At 62.5% G+C, this 17,268-nt stretch carries 15 protein-coding genes and 1 tRNA gene; 11 read left to right on the forward strand and 5 right to left on the reverse strand.

Features of this window, described 5'->3' with window-relative positions; translation table 11 throughout:
- Window positions 1–70 precede the first annotated feature (70 nt).
- From KCG88_RS11690 to ychF, 3 genes are all read left to right on the forward strand, one after another.
- Window positions 71–670 (forward strand): 50S ribosomal protein L25/general stress protein Ctc, encoded by a 600-nt coding sequence (locus tag KCG88_RS11690; protein WP_047285358.1) that lies wholly within the window; start codon window positions 71–73, stop codon window positions 668–670.
- Window positions 671–838: 168 nt separating this feature from the next.
- Window positions 839–1,423: an aminoacyl-tRNA hydrolase gene (gene pth, locus KCG88_RS11695; protein WP_011063412.1), complete on the forward strand. Its 585-nt coding sequence runs from the start codon at window positions 839–841 to the stop codon at window positions 1,421–1,423.
- Between the two features lie 23 nt (window positions 1,424–1,446).
- Window positions 1,447–2,547, forward strand: coding sequence for a redox-regulated ATPase YchF (ychF, locus tag KCG88_RS11700; protein ID WP_015636980.1), 1,101 nt, complete (start codon window positions 1,447–1,449; stop codon window positions 2,545–2,547).
- A gap of 57 nt (window positions 2,548–2,604) precedes the next feature.
- On the opposite strand, the gene KCG88_RS11705 is transcribed toward ychF, so the two are convergent.
- Window positions 2,605–4,659 (reverse strand): TonB-dependent receptor, encoded by a 2,055-nt coding sequence (locus KCG88_RS11705; protein ID WP_210712400.1) that lies wholly within the window; start codon window positions 4,657–4,659, stop codon window positions 2,605–2,607.
- A 188-nt stretch (window positions 4,660–4,847) separates the two neighbouring features.
- Entirely contained in the window at window positions 4,848–6,035 is a 1,188-nt protein-coding gene (pobA, locus tag KCG88_RS11710; protein WP_011063415.1) for a 4-hydroxybenzoate 3-monooxygenase, read from the reverse strand.
- Between the two features lie 190 nt (window positions 6,036–6,225).
- On the opposite strand from pobA, the gene KCG88_RS11715 reads away from it, so the two are divergent.
- The gene (locus KCG88_RS11715) at window positions 6,226–7,116 is read left to right on the forward strand and encodes a helix-turn-helix domain-containing protein (protein ID WP_047285362.1); all 891 of its coding nucleotides are present in this window, start codon (window positions 6,226–6,228) and stop codon (window positions 7,114–7,116) included.
- 66 nt (window positions 7,117–7,182) lie between these two features.
- Here KCG88_RS11715 and KCG88_RS11720 read toward each other — a convergent pair whose 3' ends face one another.
- Both KCG88_RS11720 and KCG88_RS11725 read right to left on the reverse strand, forming a co-directional pair.
- Window positions 7,183–8,400 carry an MFS transporter gene (locus KCG88_RS11720; protein WP_047285364.1) on the reverse strand — a complete coding sequence of 406 codons (1,218 nt, stop codon included), beginning with the start codon at window positions 8,398–8,400 and terminating at the stop codon, window positions 7,183–7,185.
- An 87-nt stretch (window positions 8,401–8,487) separates the two neighbouring features.
- Entirely contained in the window at window positions 8,488–9,396 is a 909-nt protein-coding gene (locus KCG88_RS11725; RefSeq protein ID WP_011063418.1) for a LysR substrate-binding domain-containing protein, read from the reverse strand.
- 226 nt (window positions 9,397–9,622) lie between these two features.
- Between KCG88_RS11725 and KCG88_RS11730 the strand changes: the two genes are divergently transcribed.
- The 7 genes from KCG88_RS11730 to KCG88_RS11760 all read left to right on the forward strand — a co-directional run bounded on the left by KCG88_RS11730 (window position 9,623) and on the right by KCG88_RS11760 (window position 16,254).
- Entirely contained in the window at window positions 9,623–10,741 is a 1,119-nt protein-coding gene (locus KCG88_RS11730; RefSeq protein ID WP_047337789.1) for an ABC transporter ATP-binding protein, read from the forward strand.
- 15 nt (window positions 10,742–10,756) lie between these two features.
- A complete protein-coding gene (locus KCG88_RS11735; RefSeq protein ID WP_210712401.1) occupies window positions 10,757–11,677 on the forward strand; it encodes an ABC transporter permease in 921 nt (306 codons plus the stop codon).
- Complete coding sequence (locus tag KCG88_RS11740) at window positions 11,674–12,483, forward strand: ABC transporter permease (protein ID WP_015636986.1); 810 nt, start codon at window positions 11,674–11,676, stop codon at window positions 12,481–12,483. Before KCG88_RS11735 ends, KCG88_RS11740 begins: the two co-directional genes overlap by 4 nt.
- Before the next feature lie 27 nt (window positions 12,484–12,510).
- The gene (locus KCG88_RS11745) at window positions 12,511–13,545 is read left to right on the forward strand and encodes an extracellular solute-binding protein (protein WP_210712402.1); all 1,035 of its coding nucleotides are present in this window, start codon (window positions 12,511–12,513) and stop codon (window positions 13,543–13,545) included.
- A gap of 72 nt (window positions 13,546–13,617) precedes the next feature.
- Window positions 13,618–15,081 carry an amidase gene (locus KCG88_RS11750; RefSeq protein WP_210712403.1) on the forward strand — a complete coding sequence of 488 codons (1,464 nt, stop codon included), beginning with the start codon at window positions 13,618–13,620 and terminating at the stop codon, window positions 15,079–15,081.
- A 77-nt stretch (window positions 15,082–15,158) separates the two neighbouring features.
- Window positions 15,159–15,235 (forward strand) — tRNA-Met (locus KCG88_RS11755).
- A 179-nt stretch (window positions 15,236–15,414) separates the two neighbouring features.
- Window positions 15,415–16,254: a 5'-nucleotidase, lipoprotein e(P4) family gene (locus KCG88_RS11760; protein WP_047285373.1), complete on the forward strand. Its 840-nt coding sequence runs from the start codon at window positions 15,415–15,417 to the stop codon at window positions 16,252–16,254.
- 94 nt (window positions 16,255–16,348) lie between these two features.
- On the opposite strand, the gene KCG88_RS11765 is transcribed toward KCG88_RS11760, so the two are convergent.
- Window positions 16,349–17,245 carry a cytochrome-c peroxidase gene (locus KCG88_RS11765; RefSeq protein ID WP_348984528.1) on the reverse strand — a complete coding sequence of 299 codons (897 nt, stop codon included), beginning with the start codon at window positions 17,243–17,245 and terminating at the stop codon, window positions 16,349–16,351.
- Window positions 17,246–17,268 lie beyond the last annotated feature (23 nt).

The following is a 17,268-nucleotide window of genomic DNA, read 5'->3' on the forward strand; positions in this document are numbered from 1 at the left end:
TTTTTGCCCATATCGCCTTTAGCGCTGGTCGCAAACGCTGGGGCGAGTGTGGTTATTTTGGAGATACAACATGAACGATTTTACTCTGAATGCTGAACTGCGTTCCGACCTGGGGAAAGGTGCGAGCCGCCGCCTGCGTCGTCTCGCAAGCCTGGTTCCAGCTGTAGTTTACGGTGGCGACAAAGCCCCTGAATCCATCAGCATGCTGGCCAAAGAAGTGGCCAAGCTGCTGGAAAACGAAGCTGCCTACAGCCACATCATCGAACTGAACGTTGGTGGTACCAAGCAGAACGTCGTGATCAAGGCCCTGCAACGTCACCCGGCCAAAGGCCACGTGATGCACGCTGACTTTGTTCGCGTGGTTGCTGGTCAGAAACTGACCGCTATCGTTCCAGTGCACTTCATCAACGAAGCTGCTCCGGTCAAGAAAGGCGGCGAGATCTCGCACGTAATCGCGGAAATCGAAGTTTCCTGCCTGCCTAAAGACCTGCCTGAGTTCATCGAAGTCGACCTGGCTGACGCTGAAATCGGCACCATTGTTCACCTGTCCGACATCAAGGCCCCTAAAGGCGTTGAATTCGTGGCCCTGGCACACGGCAACGACCTGGCAGTAGCCAACGTTCACGCTCCACGTGTTGCTCCAGAAGCTGCAGAAGGCGCTGCAGAGTAATTCACTCTGACGCGGGAGTTAAGCGGAGTACATCGCGGACTGGAACGTAGCGAGAAAGCGGGCGAGAACGCGAAGTTTGCCGCAAGGCAACCCAGCTCTTGTCGTCCACTTTCGCCGTAGCACCGGTTGCGGCGATGTCATCCACCACTCCAAAGAAGGGCCCCTATCGTGACTGCCATCAAACTGATCGTTGGCCTGGGTAATCCAGGCACCGAATACGAACAGACCCGGCATAACGCAGGGGCCCTTTTTGTTGAGCGTATCGCCGAAAAACAAGGGATCAACCTTGTCGCCGATCGCAAATATTTCGGCCTGACCGGGCGCTTCAGTCACCAGGGTCAGGACATTCGTCTGTTGATTCCCACCACCTACATGAACCGCAGCGGCCAGGCCGTGGCGGCGCTTGCCGGCTTCTTCCGCATCAAGCCGGAAGAGATCCTGGTGGCCCACGACGAACTCGACTTGCCGCCAGGCGTCGCCAAGCTCAAGACCGGTGGCGGCCATGGCGGGCACAACGGACTGCGGGACATCATCGCGCAGCTCGGTAATCAGAATACCTTTCACCGCCTGCGGCTCGGCATCGGCCATCCGGGCGTTGCCAGTATGGTTTCAAACTTTGTCCTGGGTCGTGCGCCACGCGCCGAACAGGAAAAACTCGATGCCAGCATCGATTTTGCCCTCGGCGTGCTGCCGGATATCTTCGCCGGTGAATGGAACCGCGCGATGAAAAACCTGCACAGCCAGAAGGCCTGACTCTACTCCTCGGGGAATACACCATGGGATTCAATTGCGGCATCGTCGGCCTGCCTAACGTCGGCAAGTCCACCCTGTTCAACGCCCTGACCAAATCCGGGATCGCGGCCGAGAACTTCCCCTTCTGCACCATCGAGCCCAACAGCGGTATCGTGCCGATGCCCGACCCGCGCCTGGACGCCCTGGCCGCCATCGTCGTGCCCGAGCGCGTGCTGCCCACCACCATGGAGTTCGTCGACATCGCCGGCCTGGTGGCCGGTGCTTCGAAAGGTGAAGGCCTGGGCAACAAGTTCCTGGCCAACATCCGCGAAACCGACGCCATCGCCCATGTGGTCCGCTGCTTCGAAGACGACAACGTGATCCACGTGTCCAACAGCGTCGACCCCAAGCGCGATATCGAGATCATCGACCTGGAACTGATCTTCGCCGACCTCGACAGCTGCGAAAAACAGTTGCAGAAAGTCGCCCGTAACGCCAAGGGCGGTGACAAGGATGCCGTGGCCCAGAAAGCCCTGCTGGAACAGCTGATCGCCCACTTCACCGAAGGCAAGCCGGCCCGCAGCCTGATGAAGGACATGAGCGCCGACGAGAAGCTGATCATCCGCGGCTTCCACCTGCTGACCACCAAGCCGGTGATGTACATCGCCAACGTTGCCGAAGACGGCTTCGAGAACAACCCGCTGCTGGACGTGGTCAAGGCCATCGCCGAAGAAGAAGGCGCCATGGTGGTGCCGGTGTGCAACAAGATCGAAGCGGAAATCGCCGAGCTTGAAGACGGCGAAGAAAAGGACATGTTCCTCGAAGCCCTGGGCCTTGAAGAGCCCGGCCTGAACCGGGTGATCCGCGCCGGCTACGAAATGCTCAACCTGCAGACCTACTTCACCGCCGGGGTGAAGGAAGTTCGCGCCTGGACCGTGCGTGTCGGTGCTACCGCGCCCCAAGCAGCCGCGGTGATCCACACCGACTTCGAGAAAGGCTTCATCCGCGCCGAGGTCATCGCCTACAACGACTTCATCCAGTTCAAGGGTGAAGCCGGAGCCAAGGAAGCCGGTAAATGGCGCCTGGAAGGCAAGGAATACATCGTCAAGGATGGCGACGTAATGCACTTCCGCTTCAACGTGTAAGCCTCTTCAGCCCCATTGCCTGGCAATGGGGCTGATCCCCCCGCCCCATCCAGCGGCCTAGAAGTAAGTGGTCGCCCCCGCGAAGAACGCCCGTCCGGGCACGTAGAAGTTGGTCGATCCGTCCCGCAGGTCTTTATCCAACAGGTTCTGCACGCCGCCATTCAGGGTCAGCCACTGGGTCAGCGCCAGGTTCGCCGTCAGGTCGTAGGTGGTGTAGGACTGCACGAAATCATTGCCCAGGCCCCGCTGCTTGCCGACGTGCTGAGCCGAAAGCTCGGTGCTCAAACGGTCGGTGACCTGCCAGTCCAGCGCACTGAATGCCGACAGTTTGGGTGAGCTGATCAGGTCTTCACCGGTGGACAGGTTCTTGCTTTCCAGCATGTAGGTGGCGTTGGTGCGCCAGTTCACGGAGTCGCCCAGCGGCACCCGGGCGGTGCCTTCCCAGCCACGGGTACGGGCCTTGTCGACGTTTTCCAGCATGGTCCACCAGCGGCCCTGGTACTGGCCCAACGGGCCGTATTCGATCTTGTCGGTGAAATCGGTATGGAAATAGGTCAGGCCCGCTTCCCAGCCATCGTGGTCGAACGAAAGGCCGATTTCCTTGTTGGTGCTGGTTTCCGGTGTCAGGTTCGGATTGCCCGCCATCCAGCAACTACCAGTGACATAACCCAACGGCCGCAACGAACCACAGCCCCGGCCTGCGGATTCGGTAGCCGCCCCCGCACTGCCCTCCTTCAGGCTTGGCGCACGAAAACCCTTGGAAACACCGCCACGCACGGTCCAGTCCGGGTGCGGGTGATAAACCACATACGCCCGCGGACTGTTGTGGTTGCCGTACTTGTCGCTGTGGTCGAAGCGGTTGCCCAGGGTCAGGGACAGGTTGTCCAGCAGGAACAGTTCATCCTCGATAAAGGCCGCCGAGTAATCGCCCTTCAAGGTCGAGCCACTGACCGGCGCGCCCTGATAATCCACGGGTACCGTGCCCAGGGTATCGGTGTTGGTCAGCTCTTCACGCTTCCATTGCCCGCCCACCGTCAGACGCTGGTCCAACAGCAGTTGGAAGGGAATATTCAGGCTGCCCTCGACGATCTTCTCTTCCGAGCTGGCTCTGCCCAGGTCAAGGTCGTTGCGGTACTTGTTCAGGTAGGCATCGAGCTTCGAGGTGCCAAAGCTCCAGTCGCCGGTATGGGACAGAATGTAGCTGTCGCGGGTCAGGCGGCTGGGGCCGAAGGCGCCACCAACGGTCTCGTTCCAGTCACCAAAGGTCTTCTTGGACGCCCAGGAATGCTCAACGCCATGCACCGCCTCGAAGGACAGGCTCTGCTCCTGGTTGATCTGCCAGTCCAGCAGTGCATTCACGCTCTGATCCTTGGAGCCGCCCGCGCCATCGTCGTACATGAAATCGCCCTGGGCATCGCGCCGCGCCTCGACCTCATCCGCTGCCCGCCGCGTGACGTTGGCCCCCAGGCGCAGCCCCAGGGACTCCGTCAGCGGACCTGCCGCATTCACGCTGTACTGAGTGGTCTGACCGCGGTCGGAATCCTTGGGCACGGTGATGTGGGTGCTGGCCGAGCCGGTCCAGGTCCGCGAGACCTTGCGGGTGATGATATTGATCACTCCGCCCATGGCGTCCGAGCCATACAGCGACGACATAGGCCCGCGGACGATCTCGATGCGCTCGATCATGTTCGGCGAGATCCAGTTCAGGTCCTGGCGCGCCAGGTCGCGGCGATAACTCAGGTCCGCGGAACTGCCGACCCGCTTGCCATCCACCAGGATCAGCGTGTACTTGTCGTCCAGCCCTCGCAGCTTGATCTTCGACTGCTCGCCCACCGGGCCGAAACCACCGGTCACCCCCGGCACCCGGCGCAGCAGGGTATTGAGGTCATAGACCGGCTGGCGCTCGATTTCCTCGCGGGTGATGACGCTGACACTGGCCGGGGCATCCTTGAGATCCGTGGCGCCGCCAGTAGCCGTGACAAAGGCGGTATCCAGTTCCAACGATGCAGGCTTGACCTCTTCAACCGCATCGCCGGCCTGCGCCAGCGGGGCCAGCAGGCCGACACCAGCGCTGAGCAGAAGCGAATTGAACAGGCAGGGGCTGACTTTCATTACAAACGATCCTTGTCAATTCAATGCACCCGGATGGTGCATCAAGGGAGAGAGGCTCGGAGTGTAATGCTAATGAATATCATTTATAAATAGGAATGTTTACCGACTGTTACAGTGCGGCTTGCCGCCCGTTGCAGGCAGCGCCCTGAAACGGCCCACTGCATGCGGGTCGCTTCAGGGTCGTGGGCTCAGCAGATTTCTTCGTAAGGCAGGCCCACATAGTTCTCGGCAATGTTCACCAGGCCAGCGTGGGAGTTGAGGAAATATTCGCGATCGGCCTGCTGCATCTTATGGTCCCAGGCATCCTGCCGGTCGCCGAAATCATGCAGCAGATTGGTCATGAACCAGCTGAAGCGTTCGCCCTTCCACACCCGGCGCAAGGCCAGTTCGGAATACTTCTCCAGCAGCTCGGTACGCCCTTCGCGGTAGACCTTGACCAGGATCCGGTACAGGTAGCACACATCGGAGGCCGCCAGGTTCAAGCCCTTGGCACCGGTCGGCGGAACGATATGGGCCGCGTCCCCCACCAGGAACAGCTTGCCGTACTGCATGGGCTCCACCACATAGCTGCGCAGCGGCGCGATGCTTTTCTCCAGCGCTGGCCCGGTCACCAGGTCAGCCGCCACCTCTTCTGGCAGACGGGCCTTGAGCTCGTTCCAGAAGCGCTCGTCGGACCAGTCCTCGACCTTGTCGCTCAGCGGCACTTGCAGGTAGTAGCGGCTGCGGGTCAGGGAGCGCTGGCTGCACAGCACGAAACCACGTTCATGCTGCCCATAGATCAGTTCGTGATTGACCGGTGGGGTATCGGACAGCAGCCCCAGCCAGCCGAAGGGGTATTCGCGCTCGTAGTGGGTCAGCACGTCTTCGGGGATGCTCTTGCGTGCCACACCATGAAAACCGTCGCAGCCGGCGATGTAATCGCAGTCGATGCGCTGCAGCTGGCCGTCTTTTTCATAGGTGATATAGGGCTGCGCGCCCTTCATGTCATGGGGCTGCACCTTGTCCGCCGAATAGATGATCGGCGCTGCGCAGGCAGCGCGGGCCTCCATCAGGTCGCGGGTGACTTCGGTCTGGCCATAGACCATCACCGTCTTGCCGCCGGTCAGGGCCTTGAGGTCGATACGCACGCGCTTGCCGCCCATCAGCAGCTCCACCCCTTCATGGACCAGGCCTTCAGCGTCCATGCGGCGGGCCACACCGGCCTCGCGCAGCATGTCCACGGTGCCCTGCTCCAGCACACCAGCACGGATGCGGCCCAGCACGTAGTCCGGGGTCTGGCGCTCGACAATCACGGTGTCGATGCCGGCCTTGTGCAGCAGTTGGCCCAGCAGAAGGCCGGAAGGTCCGGCGCCGATAATCGCAACCTGAGTTTTCATTGTTGTCGTCTCATAAGGGCATTCCAGTCACCGTGCAGGTGAAATCCAGAATTTATGGTTATTGTTGTACCCCTGCATTTTTGCCGACAAAAATCGCAAAAAATGGTGATTAACCGCCGTAAAAATGCACTTTTGAAAACAGCGTTCGATTATCGAGCATTCCAATCCCTCACCCCCAGGGCCGCGCCCGATGAAAGCCAGTCGCTCCAGCATCCCCGTATTCAAGCTCTACGGCGAAAACCAGGCCTGGCCGACTCCGGACCTGTTGCACTGCGAATCCATCCCCAAGCGCAGCAGCCTGCACCACTGGGAAATCAAGCCGCACCGCCACGCCGACCTGTATCAACTGCTCTATGTGCAAAGCGGACAGGCGCTGGTGGAAGTCGAAGGGCACCGCGAGGACGTGCGCGAAGCAACCATCCAGGTGGTGCCGCCGCTGATGGTCCACGGCTTTCAGTTTTCCGAGAACATCGAGGGCTACGTGCTGACCCTGGGTGCGCCGCTGGTGGCCCAGTTGGAAAGCCAGTTGGGGGCGCCGCTGGCGGTACTGGCCGCGGCCGGGTGCTATCCGGTGGGCCGTGACCGGCAGCGCCTCAACAGCCTGTTCAAGACCTTGCTGGAGGAGTACGAAGGCAGCGCCTCGGCGCGGGACCTGCTGCTGCATTCGCTGGTCAACGTACTGCTGGTGTGGATCAGCCGCCGACGCCAGCAGAACGTGATCCCCAGCAACCGCAGCGAACGCAACCAGCAGTTGCTGGGGCACTTCATCAAACTGGTGGAGCAGCATTACCAGGAACACCCGACGGTGGAAGCCCTGGCCCATCGCATCGGCCTGTCCAGCGTGCACCTCAATACCCTGTGCCGGGAACTGGCCGGGCAGACCGCGTTGCAGATCATCCACCAGCGCCTGATGCTGGAGGCCAAGCGCAACCTGATCTACACCAACATCAGCATCAGCCAGCTCTCGGACAACCTGGGCTTCAGCGACCCCACCTACTTTTCCCGCTTCTTCAAGCGCCTCAGCGGCCAGACACCCAACGCCTTTCGCCAAGGCACCGGGCATACCCGCCAGGGCGGCTGAAGCCCAGGCAAAAAAAAGCCCGGGGCCAGAACCCCGGGCGTTCTATCGCCAGCACGCCTCAAGCCATCAGGCTTTGCGGGTACGCGGCAGGAAGATCGCCAGCACCCCGAACAGCGGCAGGAACGAGCACAGGTAGTACACATACTCGATGCCATGAATGTCCGCCAGGTGCCCCAGCAGCGCCGCACCGATCCCGCCAAAACCGAACATCAGGCCGAAGAACACCCCGGCGATCATGCCAACGTTGCCCGGCACCAGTTCCTGGGCGTACACCACGATGGCGGAGAATGCCGAGGCCAGGATAAAGCCGATCACCACGCTCAGGACGCTGGTCCAGAACAGGTCGACATGGGGCAGCAACAGAGTGAACGGCGCCACCCCGAGGATCGAGAACCAGATCACTGCCTTGCGGCCGATCTTGTCGCCGATCGGGCCGCCGAAGAAGGTTCCCGCCGCCACGGCTCCCAGGAACAGGAACAGATGCAGTTGCGAGCTGGCCACCGACAGGTCGAATTTCTCGATCAGGTAGAAGGTGAAGTAGCTGGTGAAGCTGGCCATGTAGAAATACTTGGAAAACACCAGCAGCCCAAGGACCACCAGGGCGCTGATCACCCGGTTCCTGGTCAGGCCGTGAGTCGCCGCCTGGCCCTGCTTGAGCTTGTACAGGCGCAGGTGGTTGGCATACCAGCGGCTGATGGCGTACAGCACCACCAGGGCGAACAGTGCGAACAGGCCGAACCAGGCCACATTGCCCTGGCCGTAGGGAATGATGATGGCCGCAGCCAGCAAGGGGCCGAAGGCGGTGCCGGCATTGCCGCCGACCTGAAAGCTCGACTGGGCCAGACCATAGCGCCCGCCCGAGGCCAGCCGCGCGACCCGCGAGGCTTCCGGGTGGAAGGTCGAGGAGCCAATGCCGATCAATGCAGCTGCCAGCAGGATCAAGGGAAAGCTGCCGACCTGGGACATCATCAGGATGCCGATCAGGGTGCAGACCATGCCCGCCGGCAGCAGGAAAGGTTGAGGCCGGCGGTCGGTGTAGTAGCCGACCCAGGGCTGCAACAGCGACGCGGTCAGCTGGAAGGTCAGGGTAATCAGGCCGACCTGGGTGAAGGTCAGGCCGTAGCTGTCCTTGAGCATCGGGTAGATCGCCGGCAGCACTGCCTGGATCAAGTCGTTGATCAGGTGCGCCAGGGCCACCGCACCAATGATGCGCAGGACCAGGGGACTGCTTTGCGAAGCCGGGGAAGCCGTCGCGGCGACGCTCGGGGAGTTGCTGCTAGCCATAGGATTTTCCGTACAACGGGTGGGTGCACAGGGGCAGGTGCGTCAATGTGCCATTTTTCGGTGCAGTCGCGCCATCCCATTAGCTTGCTAACGAACCCCGATTCGCGCCTCGGGGAAATCCGCTTCCAGCTCGGCCTTGAGCCACTGGATAAACCATTCCACGTCCTCCGACCACTCGCTGGCCGGGGTCAGCACCCGGTAGCTTTCCAACTGCACCTGGTCTTCCAGCACCCGCACCAGGGTGCCGGCCTTGAGCTCCTCGCGCACCAGCACTTCGTTGGCCAGGGCAATACCCCCGCCGCTTTCAGCCACCGACAGCGCATGGTCGTTGTTCACGTAGATCAGGTCGGACGTGAGCTGGATATCCAGGCCATTGGCGGCGAACCACATGTTCCACCACTCGCCGTCATCGAAGTGGATCAACTCATGGCGGGCCAGGTCCGCCGGCTCGCGAATCGCCTCGATACTGGCCAGGTAGGCCGGGGTGCAGATGGGAAACACCCGGGGGCAGATCAGGCTGACCCGGGACTCGGCGTATTGCCCGTCCAGGCCATAGGCGATCCCCAGGTCGCTGCTCTTGGCATCCACTTCGCTAAAGGTCGAGTTCGGCTCGATGGCGAACTTCAGGCCCGGGCGCACGTGGCGCAGCGCCTCCAGGCGCGGGGTCAGCCAGCGCTTGGCAAACCCCGGCACCACCATGATCCGCAGCCAGCGCTCGGCGGCCCTGGGCTGTACCTCGCGCCCGGCCTCGATGATCAGTTGCAGGGCGGCGGCAATCTTGCGGTGGTACTTCTCCCCCGCCGGGGTCAGGTTCACCCCGCGCGAGGTGCGCTCGAACAGCTGCACCCCGAGCCAGTCCTCCAGCAGCTTCACGTGGCGGCCGATGGCCGGCTGAGTTACATGCAAGGCCCTGGAGGCTTCGACATAGCTGCCAAGACGGGCGGCGGCATCAAAAGCACGCACTGCATTCAACGGTGGCAAACGCTGCTCGACCATGATTTCGCCCGCCTCTTGCTATTAAATTTTTTAACAGCCGGTATGTTAAAATTGATGTTTCGCCCCCGCAACCCCTCACTGATAATCAGCCCCAGCAGAACCCGGTAAAACCCGCGCAAAGCCTGCAAAGACAAGCTTTCCACGCACCCGACACATTTCGATCCTGCCCAAGAAAAACAAGATCCATGGCCTGCACGACAGCTCATGGGGGAATCGGAGGTAAGGCATGAATGCCCTGCATGCGCTGCAAACGCTGGCGGTGTCCATCCGTTCAGTGCGCAAGGTCTACGGCGATCCACACAGCGGCCCGGTGGCCCTGAAGAACATCGACCTGGATATCCGCGACAACGAATTCTTCACCCTTCTCGGCCCCTCGGGCTGTGGCAAGACCACCCTCTTGCGGATGATCGCCGGGTTCGAGTTCCCGACCCAGGGCGAGATCCTTCTCTATGGCGAGAACATCGCCGACCGGCCGCCCTTCGAGCGCCCGGTGAACACGGTGTTCCAGCATTACGCACTGTTCCCCCACATGACCCTGGCCGAGAACCTGGCCTTCGGCCTGGAATCGCGCCCTATGGGCCAGGTATTGAGCAAGGCGCAGATCGCCGAGCGGGTGCGCGAGATGCTGGCCCTGGTGCAGATGGAGCGCTTTGCGGCGCGCAAGCCCAACCAGCTGTCCGGCGGCCAGCAGCAACGCATCGCCCTGGCCCGGGCCCTGGCCCCCCACCCCAAGGTACTGCTGCTGGACGAGCCGCTGTCGGCCCTGGACCTCAAGCTGCGCCAGGCCATGCGCGAAGAACTCAAGGCCATCCAGGCCAAGACCGGTATCACCTTCATCTTCGTCACCCACGACCAGGAAGAAGCCCTGACCCTGTCCGACCGCATCGCCGTGCTCTCCGAAGGCGAAGTACAACAAGTGGGTCGCCCGGAAGAAATCTACGAGCAGCCGCGCAATCGCTTCGTCGCCGACTTCATCGGTGAAACCAACTTCATCCCGGCCACGGTCAGCCGTGTCGAAGCGGGCCTGGCCTGGTTCAACGGGCCCGCCGGGCAGGCGCTGCCGGCGCAACCCTGCACCACCGCCAAGGTCGGCCAGCAGGTCACCCTGTCGGTGCGCCCCGAGCGCTTGCACCTGCGCGGTGATGCCTCGCAAGGCGCCCTGGCGTGCCGCATCGAAGCGCTGATCTATCTGGGCACCGACCTGCAATACCAGGTCAGCCTCGGCGACGGCACGCGCCTCACCGTGCGCACGCCCAACAGCCTCGAACACCACCCGCGCCTGAGCGTAGGCAGCAGCGCCGGGCTGCTGTTCGAACGCGGCAGCGCCAGCGTCCTGCTGGATTGACCACGAGGATTCGCCATGCACGCTGCTTCGATTTCCCAGCACCTGGAACGGCGCAAGGCCCTGCGCAGCTTTCTCGGGGTCAGCCCGGCCCTGGTGGCCATCGGCCTGTTCCTGATCGTGCCGATCCTCATCGTCATCGGCTATTCGTTGATGGAAGCCAACCCCTACGGCGGGGTGAACAAGGTCTTCAGCAGCGACGCCTACACCTCACTGCTGTTCGAACGGCAACTGGACGACAGCCTGGCCTTCGCCGACTCCTACCTGCTGATCGCCCTGCGCTCCATCGGCATCGCCGGGCTGACCACAGTGATCACCCTGCTGATCGGTTTTCCGGTGGCGGTGTGGCTGGCCATGCAGCCAGTGCAGCGCCGCGGCCTGCTGATCTTCCTGATCACCGTGCCGTTCTGGGCCAACCTGCTGATCCGCACCTACGCCTGGATCCTGCTGCTGCGCAACACCGGGGTGATCAACAACAGCCTGATGGGGCTGGGGGTCATCCACGAGCCGTTGCAGTTGCTCTACACCGACGGTGCGGTGCTGCTGGGGCTGGTCTACACCTACGCGCCCTTCGTGGTGCTGCCGATCTACGCCACCCTGGAGAAAATGGACATCCGTCTGCTGGAAGCGGCCCAGGACCTCTACGCCGGGCGCTGGCGCACCTTGCGCAAGGTGGTGCTGCCCATTGCCAAGCCGGGGATTTTCGCCGGGGCGATCCTGACTTTCGTGCCCTGCCTGGGCGCCATGATCGCCCCCGAACTGCTGGGCGGCGGCACCCGGATGATGCTTGGCAACCTGATCTTCCGGCAGTTCAGCGATGCCCGTAACTGGCCCTTCGGCGCCGCCCTGTCGCTGGTGCTGATGGCCGCGGTGATGCTGGTACTGACCGTCTACGCCCTGCGCGCCCAGCGCCAGAAAACCCTTCAGGAGGGTGCATGATGATCCGCCTGTTCAAGCGCAACGGCCTTGGCGTGCAGGACTTTCCCGGCTTCGGCGGTTTCAGCTTCCTGTTCTACCTGTACCTCTACGCGCCGATCCTGGTGCTGGTGGTGTTCTCCTTCAACGCCAACCAGTCGGCCACGGTGTGGAGCGGCTTCAGCCTCGACTGGTACCGCGCGGCGTTCGCCAACCAGGCCCTGCGCCAGGCGGCGGGCAACAGCCTGCTGATCGCCGTGTGCGCCAGCATGGCGGCCACTGCTATCGCCACCCTGGCGGCCCTGGGCACCTCACGCGGGGCGAAGTTCAAGGGCCTGCAACTGTCCATGGGCGCCATCATGCTGCCCCTGGTGCTGCCGGAAATCGTCGTCGGCGTGGCCACCCTGGCGCTGTTCTCTACCCTGGGGCTGTCCCTGGGCTACGGCAACCTGATCATCGCCCACACGGTGTTCTGCATCCCCTTCGCCTATTTGCCGATCCGCGCCCGCCTCAACGACATGGACCTGTCCTTGGAACACGCCGCGGCGGACCTGTACGCCGGCCCCTGGCGCACCTTTCGCAAGGTGACCTTGCCGCTGTTGATGCCGGGGATCGTCTCCGGGCTGATGCTGGCCTTCATCGTCTCCCTGGATAACTTCGTGATCTCGATGATGGTGTCCCAGGCCGGCACCACCACCCTGCCGATCTTCATCTTCGGCCTGTTGCGCATGGGCGTGACACCCGACGTCAACGCCGTGTCGACGCTGATCCTCGGCGTCTCGGTGCTGTTCGTCAGCCTCTCTTACCTGTTGAGCAAGAAACACGCTTGAACCTTCCACTGACCTTGGGGAAATGACATGAGCAAGTTGATCGCAAGCCTGGGTACCTCGCTGCTGCTGAGCCTGCCACTGGCGGTGCAGGCCGCCGAAAAACTCAACGTGGTGAGCTGGAGTGGCTACTTTTCGCCGGAAATTCTCGCCAAGTTCCAGAAACAGACCGGTATCGAGGTCACGGTGGACTCCTACGACTCCAATGAAACCCTGCTGGCCAAGCTGAAACAGGGCGGCACCGGGTATGACGTGGCGATTCCCTCCCACCAGTTCATCCCGATCCTGATCAAGGAGCAGTTGCTGGAGCGCTTCGACCCGGCCAAGGAGCCCTACTACGCCAGCGTGGTGGATAACCTGAAGAAACCGACCTGGGACCCGGAAGGCGCCTACTCGGTGCCCTTCATCTGGGGCACCACCAGCGTGGTGCTCAACGGCGAACGCTACAAAGGCCCGAGCGACAGCTACAAGGTGCTCTACGAACCGCCAGCGGAGCTGCAGGGGCGGATCAACATGTTCGACTCGGTGAGCGAAGTGATCGACATGGCCAGCCTGTACCTGAACATTCCGCTGTGCAGCGAAGACCCCAAGCAGATGCAGCAGATCCTCGCCCTGCTCAAGGCGCAGAAACCCTTCGTCAAGACCTACAGCTCCAAGGCCGGGGCGATCCGCGAGAACCTGGCGGCCGGGGAAATCGACATGTCGATGTTCTGGGGCGGCTCGTCGATGCGCGCCCGGGAGATGAAGCCCAGCCTGAAGTACCTCTACCCGAAAGAGGGCGTGCTGGCCTGGGTGGACAACATGGTCATCCCCAAGGGCAGCAAGAACCCGGCGAACGCCAAGGCCTTCATCGCATTCCTCAGCCAGCCTGAGAACGCCGCCATGACCCAGAACTTCCTCAAGCACCAGAGCCCGATCAAGGGCGTCGAACCCTTCCTCGACGCCGGCCTGAAGGACGCCCCCGAGCTGCACATTCCCGAGGGCACCAAGGTGGTCTTCAGCCAGACCTGCGGCGAAGGCGCAATCCGCCTTGCCGACCGCCTGTGGACCAACCTGATGCGCTGAGCTGCGTTGACTTCTGCCGCCCCGGCCTGGATGCCGGGGCGTTTCTAAAGCCGTTTGAAAGGCCCTCCTGCCATGATCGCCAAGCCCCCCAGCGAACTGGTCCTGCTCCAGGCCCATGAACTCGCCGAGCGTATCCGCCTGCGCCAGGTTTCCTGCCGGGAAGTGATGCAGACCTACCTTGCCCACATCGAGCACTACAACCCTCTGGTCAATGCCCTGGTCAGCCTGCAACCGGCCGAAGCCCTGCTGGCCGAGGCCGACCAGCGCGACGCCGAACTGGCCCGTGGCGAATATCGCGGCTGGATGCACGGCCTGCCCCACGCCATCAAGGACCTGTCCCTGACCCGGGGCATCCGCACCACCCTGGGCTCGCCGCTGTACCGGGACTTCATCCCAGAGCGCGACGGCATCATGGTGGAACGGATCAAGGCCGCCGGGGCGATCCTGATCGGCAAGAGCAACACCCCGGAATTCGGCCTTGGCTCCCAGACCTACAACCCGCTGTTCGGCGCCACCGGCTGCGCCTATGACCCAAGCAAGACCGCGGGCGGCAGCAGTGGTGGCGCCGCTGCGGCACTGGCCCTGCACCTGGTGCCGGTGGCCGACGGCAGCGACATGATGGGCTCGCTGCGCAACCCGGCGGCCTTCAACAACATCTTCGGTTTTCGCCCGTCCCAGGGCCGGGTGCCCTTCGATGACAGCAGCGACCTGTTCATCGACCAGCTCGGCTACGAAGGCCCCATGGCCCGCAGCGTGCGCGACGCGGCCCTGCTGCTGTCGGTGCAGGCCGGGGGCGATGCACGGGCGCCGCTGTCCATCAGTGAGTCCGGCCAGGGCTTCGCCGCCCCGCTGGAACGTGACTTCAAGGGCACGCGCCTGGGTTGGCTGGGGGACTTCAACGGTTACCTGCCAATGGAAAAGGGCCTGCTGGAACTCTGCGAGAAAGCCTTGGGGGATTTTTGCAGCCTGGGTTGCAGCTTAGAACCGGCCAGCCCCGACTTCGCCCCCGAGCGCCTGTGGAGCAGCTGGCGCACCCTGCGCCACTGGATGGTCGCCGGGTCCCTGGGCGGCGCCTATGCCGACCCGCACAAGCGCTCACAACTCAAGACCGAAGCCATCTGGGAAGTGGAGAACGGCCTCAAACTGTCCGCCAGCCAGGTGTTCGAAGCCTCGGTGATCCGCAGCGAATGGTACCGCGCCATTTCAAAACTGTTCGAACGCTTCGACTACCTGCTGCTGCCCAGCGCCCAGGTCTTCCCCTTCGACAAGAACATACCCTGGCCGCGCAGCATCGAAGGCGTGGCCATGGACACCTATCACCGCTGGATGGAGGTGGTGATTCCCGGCACTTTGTCCGGCTGCCCGGTGGCCAGCGTGCAGGCCGGCTTCAACGCCAACGGCCTGCCCATGGGCGTGCAGATCATTGGCCGGCACCAGGCCGACTTCGCCGTCCTGCAACTGGCCCACGCCTACGAACAGGCCAGCCGCTGGTTCCAGCGCTGCCCGTCGCCGCTGATTTTCGGGGGGAAGGGATAAACGGTTGATAGCGTAGATAATTTTTTTATAAAAACGCTTGACGCATTGTCGTTCCGAGCGAATAATGCGCGCCACTTGGCTACATAGCTCAGTTGGTTAGAGCATAGCATTCATAATGCTGGGGTCCGGGGTTCAAGTCCCTGTGTAGCCACCAAGTACTAAAAACGGCTTACCGCAAGGTAAGCCGTTTTTTATGCCCGCGAAAAAGTACCGGGGTTTACGCCGCATTGATCCACAAACGCGACACCCGCATTGAGCACCGCCGCTGGCTGGGATAGAACACTCCGGCAGTGTTTGTGAGAGCTGCGCAATCCTCACTTCAAGGGCTCGAAAATGAAAACAAAAACCACCCGAACCGCGGTCGCTCCCTGGCTGTTCTCGCTCCTGGCAATCGCCTGTACCCCGACCTTCGCCGAGCAGGCTCCCACCCCGCCCTCCAACCTGCTGACCGCCGCCGTGGCCTGGAAGCAGACCGCCGCCGAATTCGAGGCACTGTACTACCAGGGCTTCAACATCGCCCGCCTGCAACTGGACCGCGCCCTGCAGGAACACAAGGCCGGCGAGCGGCCGCTGGCGATCATCAGCGACGTCGACGACACCGTGCTCAGCAGCAACAGCTACTGGGGCTACATGATCAATTCGGGCAAGGAGTTCTTCGACGACGAGGCCTGGGACAAATGGGTCGCGGACAATGGCCCGGTGGCCACCCCGGGCGCCGTGGAGTTCCTCAAGTACGCCCAGTCCAAGGGCGTCGAAGTCTTTTACGTCACCAGCCGCGACCAGGGCGAAAAGACCTACGAATACGCCCTGGCTAACCTGCGCAAGAACCAACTGCCCTATGCCGATGAGCAGCACCTGACGGTGTACCGCGACAGCTCCAACAAGGAGCCGCGGCAGCAGGAAATCGCCAAGGACCACAACGTGGTGCTGATGCTGGGCGACAACCTCAACGACTTCAAACGCAAGTACTACGTGGCCGACGTCAAGCAGCGCAGCAGCCTGATGACCGAGGACAAGGAGCAGTTCGGCCGCAAGTTCATCCTCTTCCCCAACCCCACCGACGGCCATTGGCTGAAGGCGATCTTCGGGGATTCCGAACCGCCGGCCACTCCGGAGAATCGGGCCAAGTTCAAGGCGGCCGCCGCCTCAACCGCCTGGCAGATGAAGCCCTGAGTCGGTAGCGTCATAGCCCAGGCGACTCCTCGCCCTACTCCAGAAAGGAACGGCAGTGAGGTGGAAAAACCGCAGCAGGCTGCGGTTTTTTCGCTCAGTTGAACGGCTGCGGACGCGGTGTCTGCGCCGAGGACGGCGGCAGGATCGGCAGCTTGAAGTCCGGCTGGTCACCGGTCAGGGTTTCAAGGAAGGCCACGATCTGGCTGACCTCCTCGGTACCCAGCTTGCGTCCCAGTTGCAGGCGAGCCATCACGTCCACCGCCTCTTCCAGCTTCCAGTAGGCGCCGTCGTGGAAGTAGGGATAGGTCAGCGCCACATTGCGCAGGGTCGGCACCTTGAACAGCATGCGGTCGGCATCCTTGCCGGTCAGCCCGGCCACGCCCTGGGCCGGGTTCTGGGTGACATAGGGTTCGACCATACCCATCTTCTGGAACGAGCCGCCGCCCACGGCCTCGCCGTTGTGGCAAGCCACGCAGCCAATGGACTTGAACAGTTGGTAGCCCTTGAGCGCGGTGGGGCTGATGGCCGCCTTGTCGCCCTTGAGCCAGCGGTCGAACGGCGCATTGGGGGTAACTAGGGTTTGCTCGAACGCAGCGATGGCGTTGGTCACATCGTCAAACTTGATGCCGTCGTCGCCGTAGACCTTCTTGAACGAGGCCCGGTACTGGGGAATGGAGCGCAGCACGTCCACCGCCAGGTCATGGGTGAAACCCATCTCCCCCGGGTTGGCGATGGGGCCACCGGCCTGCTCCTGAAGCGTGGCCGCGCGGCCGTCCCAGAACTGCGCGACGCTCATGCCGGAGTTGAGCACCGTGGGCGAGTTGATCGGCCCCTGGTGCCAGTTATGGCCGATGGAAGTGGGCAGGTTGTCGCTGCCGCCCATGCTCAGGTTGTGGCAGGAGTTGCAGGATATGAAGCCGGACTTGGACAGGCGCGGGTCGAAGAACAACTGCTTGCCCAGTTCCACCTTGGCCACATCGGTGATTTTCACCGGCTGTACCGGCAAGATCGGTT

It is taken from the genome of Pseudomonas sp. MWU349 (assembly GCF_017947325.1).
GTDB classification, from domain to species: Bacteria; Pseudomonadota; Gammaproteobacteria; order Pseudomonadales; family Pseudomonadaceae; genus Aquipseudomonas; species Aquipseudomonas protegens.

Bases quoted from the DNA above. Each gene is read 5' to 3' on its own strand.
- pobA (WP_011063415.1), bottom strand. From the start codon at position 6,035: ATGAAAACTCAGGTTGCGATTATCGGCGCCGGACCTTCCGGCCTTCTG.
- KCG88_RS11735 (WP_210712401.1), top strand. From the start codon at position 10,757: ATGCACGCTGCTTCGATTTCCCAGCACCTGGAACGGCGCAAGGCCCTG.
- KCG88_RS11690 (WP_047285358.1), top strand. From the start codon at position 71: ATGAACGATTTTACTCTGAATGCTGAACTGCGTTCCGACCTGGGGAAA.
- KCG88_RS11745 (WP_210712402.1), top strand. From the start codon at position 12,511: ATGAGCAAGTTGATCGCAAGCCTGGGTACCTCGCTGCTGCTGAGCCTG.
- KCG88_RS11705 (WP_210712400.1), bottom strand. From the start codon at position 4,659: ATGAAAGTCAGCCCCTGCCTGTTCAATTCGCTTCTGCTCAGCGCTGGT.
- KCG88_RS11725 (WP_011063418.1), bottom strand. From the start codon at position 9,396: ATGGTCGAGCAGCGTTTGCCACCGTTGAATGCAGTGCGTGCTTTTGAT.
- ychF (WP_015636980.1), top strand. From the start codon at position 1,447: ATGGGATTCAATTGCGGCATCGTCGGCCTGCCTAACGTCGGCAAGTCC.
- KCG88_RS11750 (WP_210712403.1), top strand. From the start codon at position 13,618: ATGATCGCCAAGCCCCCCAGCGAACTGGTCCTGCTCCAGGCCCATGAA.
- KCG88_RS11760 (WP_047285373.1), top strand. From the start codon at position 15,415: ATGAAAACAAAAACCACCCGAACCGCGGTCGCTCCCTGGCTGTTCTCG.
- KCG88_RS11740 (WP_015636986.1), top strand. From the start codon at position 11,674: ATGATGATCCGCCTGTTCAAGCGCAACGGCCTTGGCGTGCAGGACTTT.
- KCG88_RS11720 (WP_047285364.1), bottom strand. From the start codon at position 8,400: ATGGCTAGCAGCAACTCCCCGAGCGTCGCCGCGACGGCTTCCCCGGCT.
- KCG88_RS11730 (WP_047337789.1), top strand. From the start codon at position 9,623: ATGAATGCCCTGCATGCGCTGCAAACGCTGGCGGTGTCCATCCGTTCA.
- KCG88_RS11715 (WP_047285362.1), top strand. From the start codon at position 6,226: ATGAAAGCCAGTCGCTCCAGCATCCCCGTATTCAAGCTCTACGGCGAA.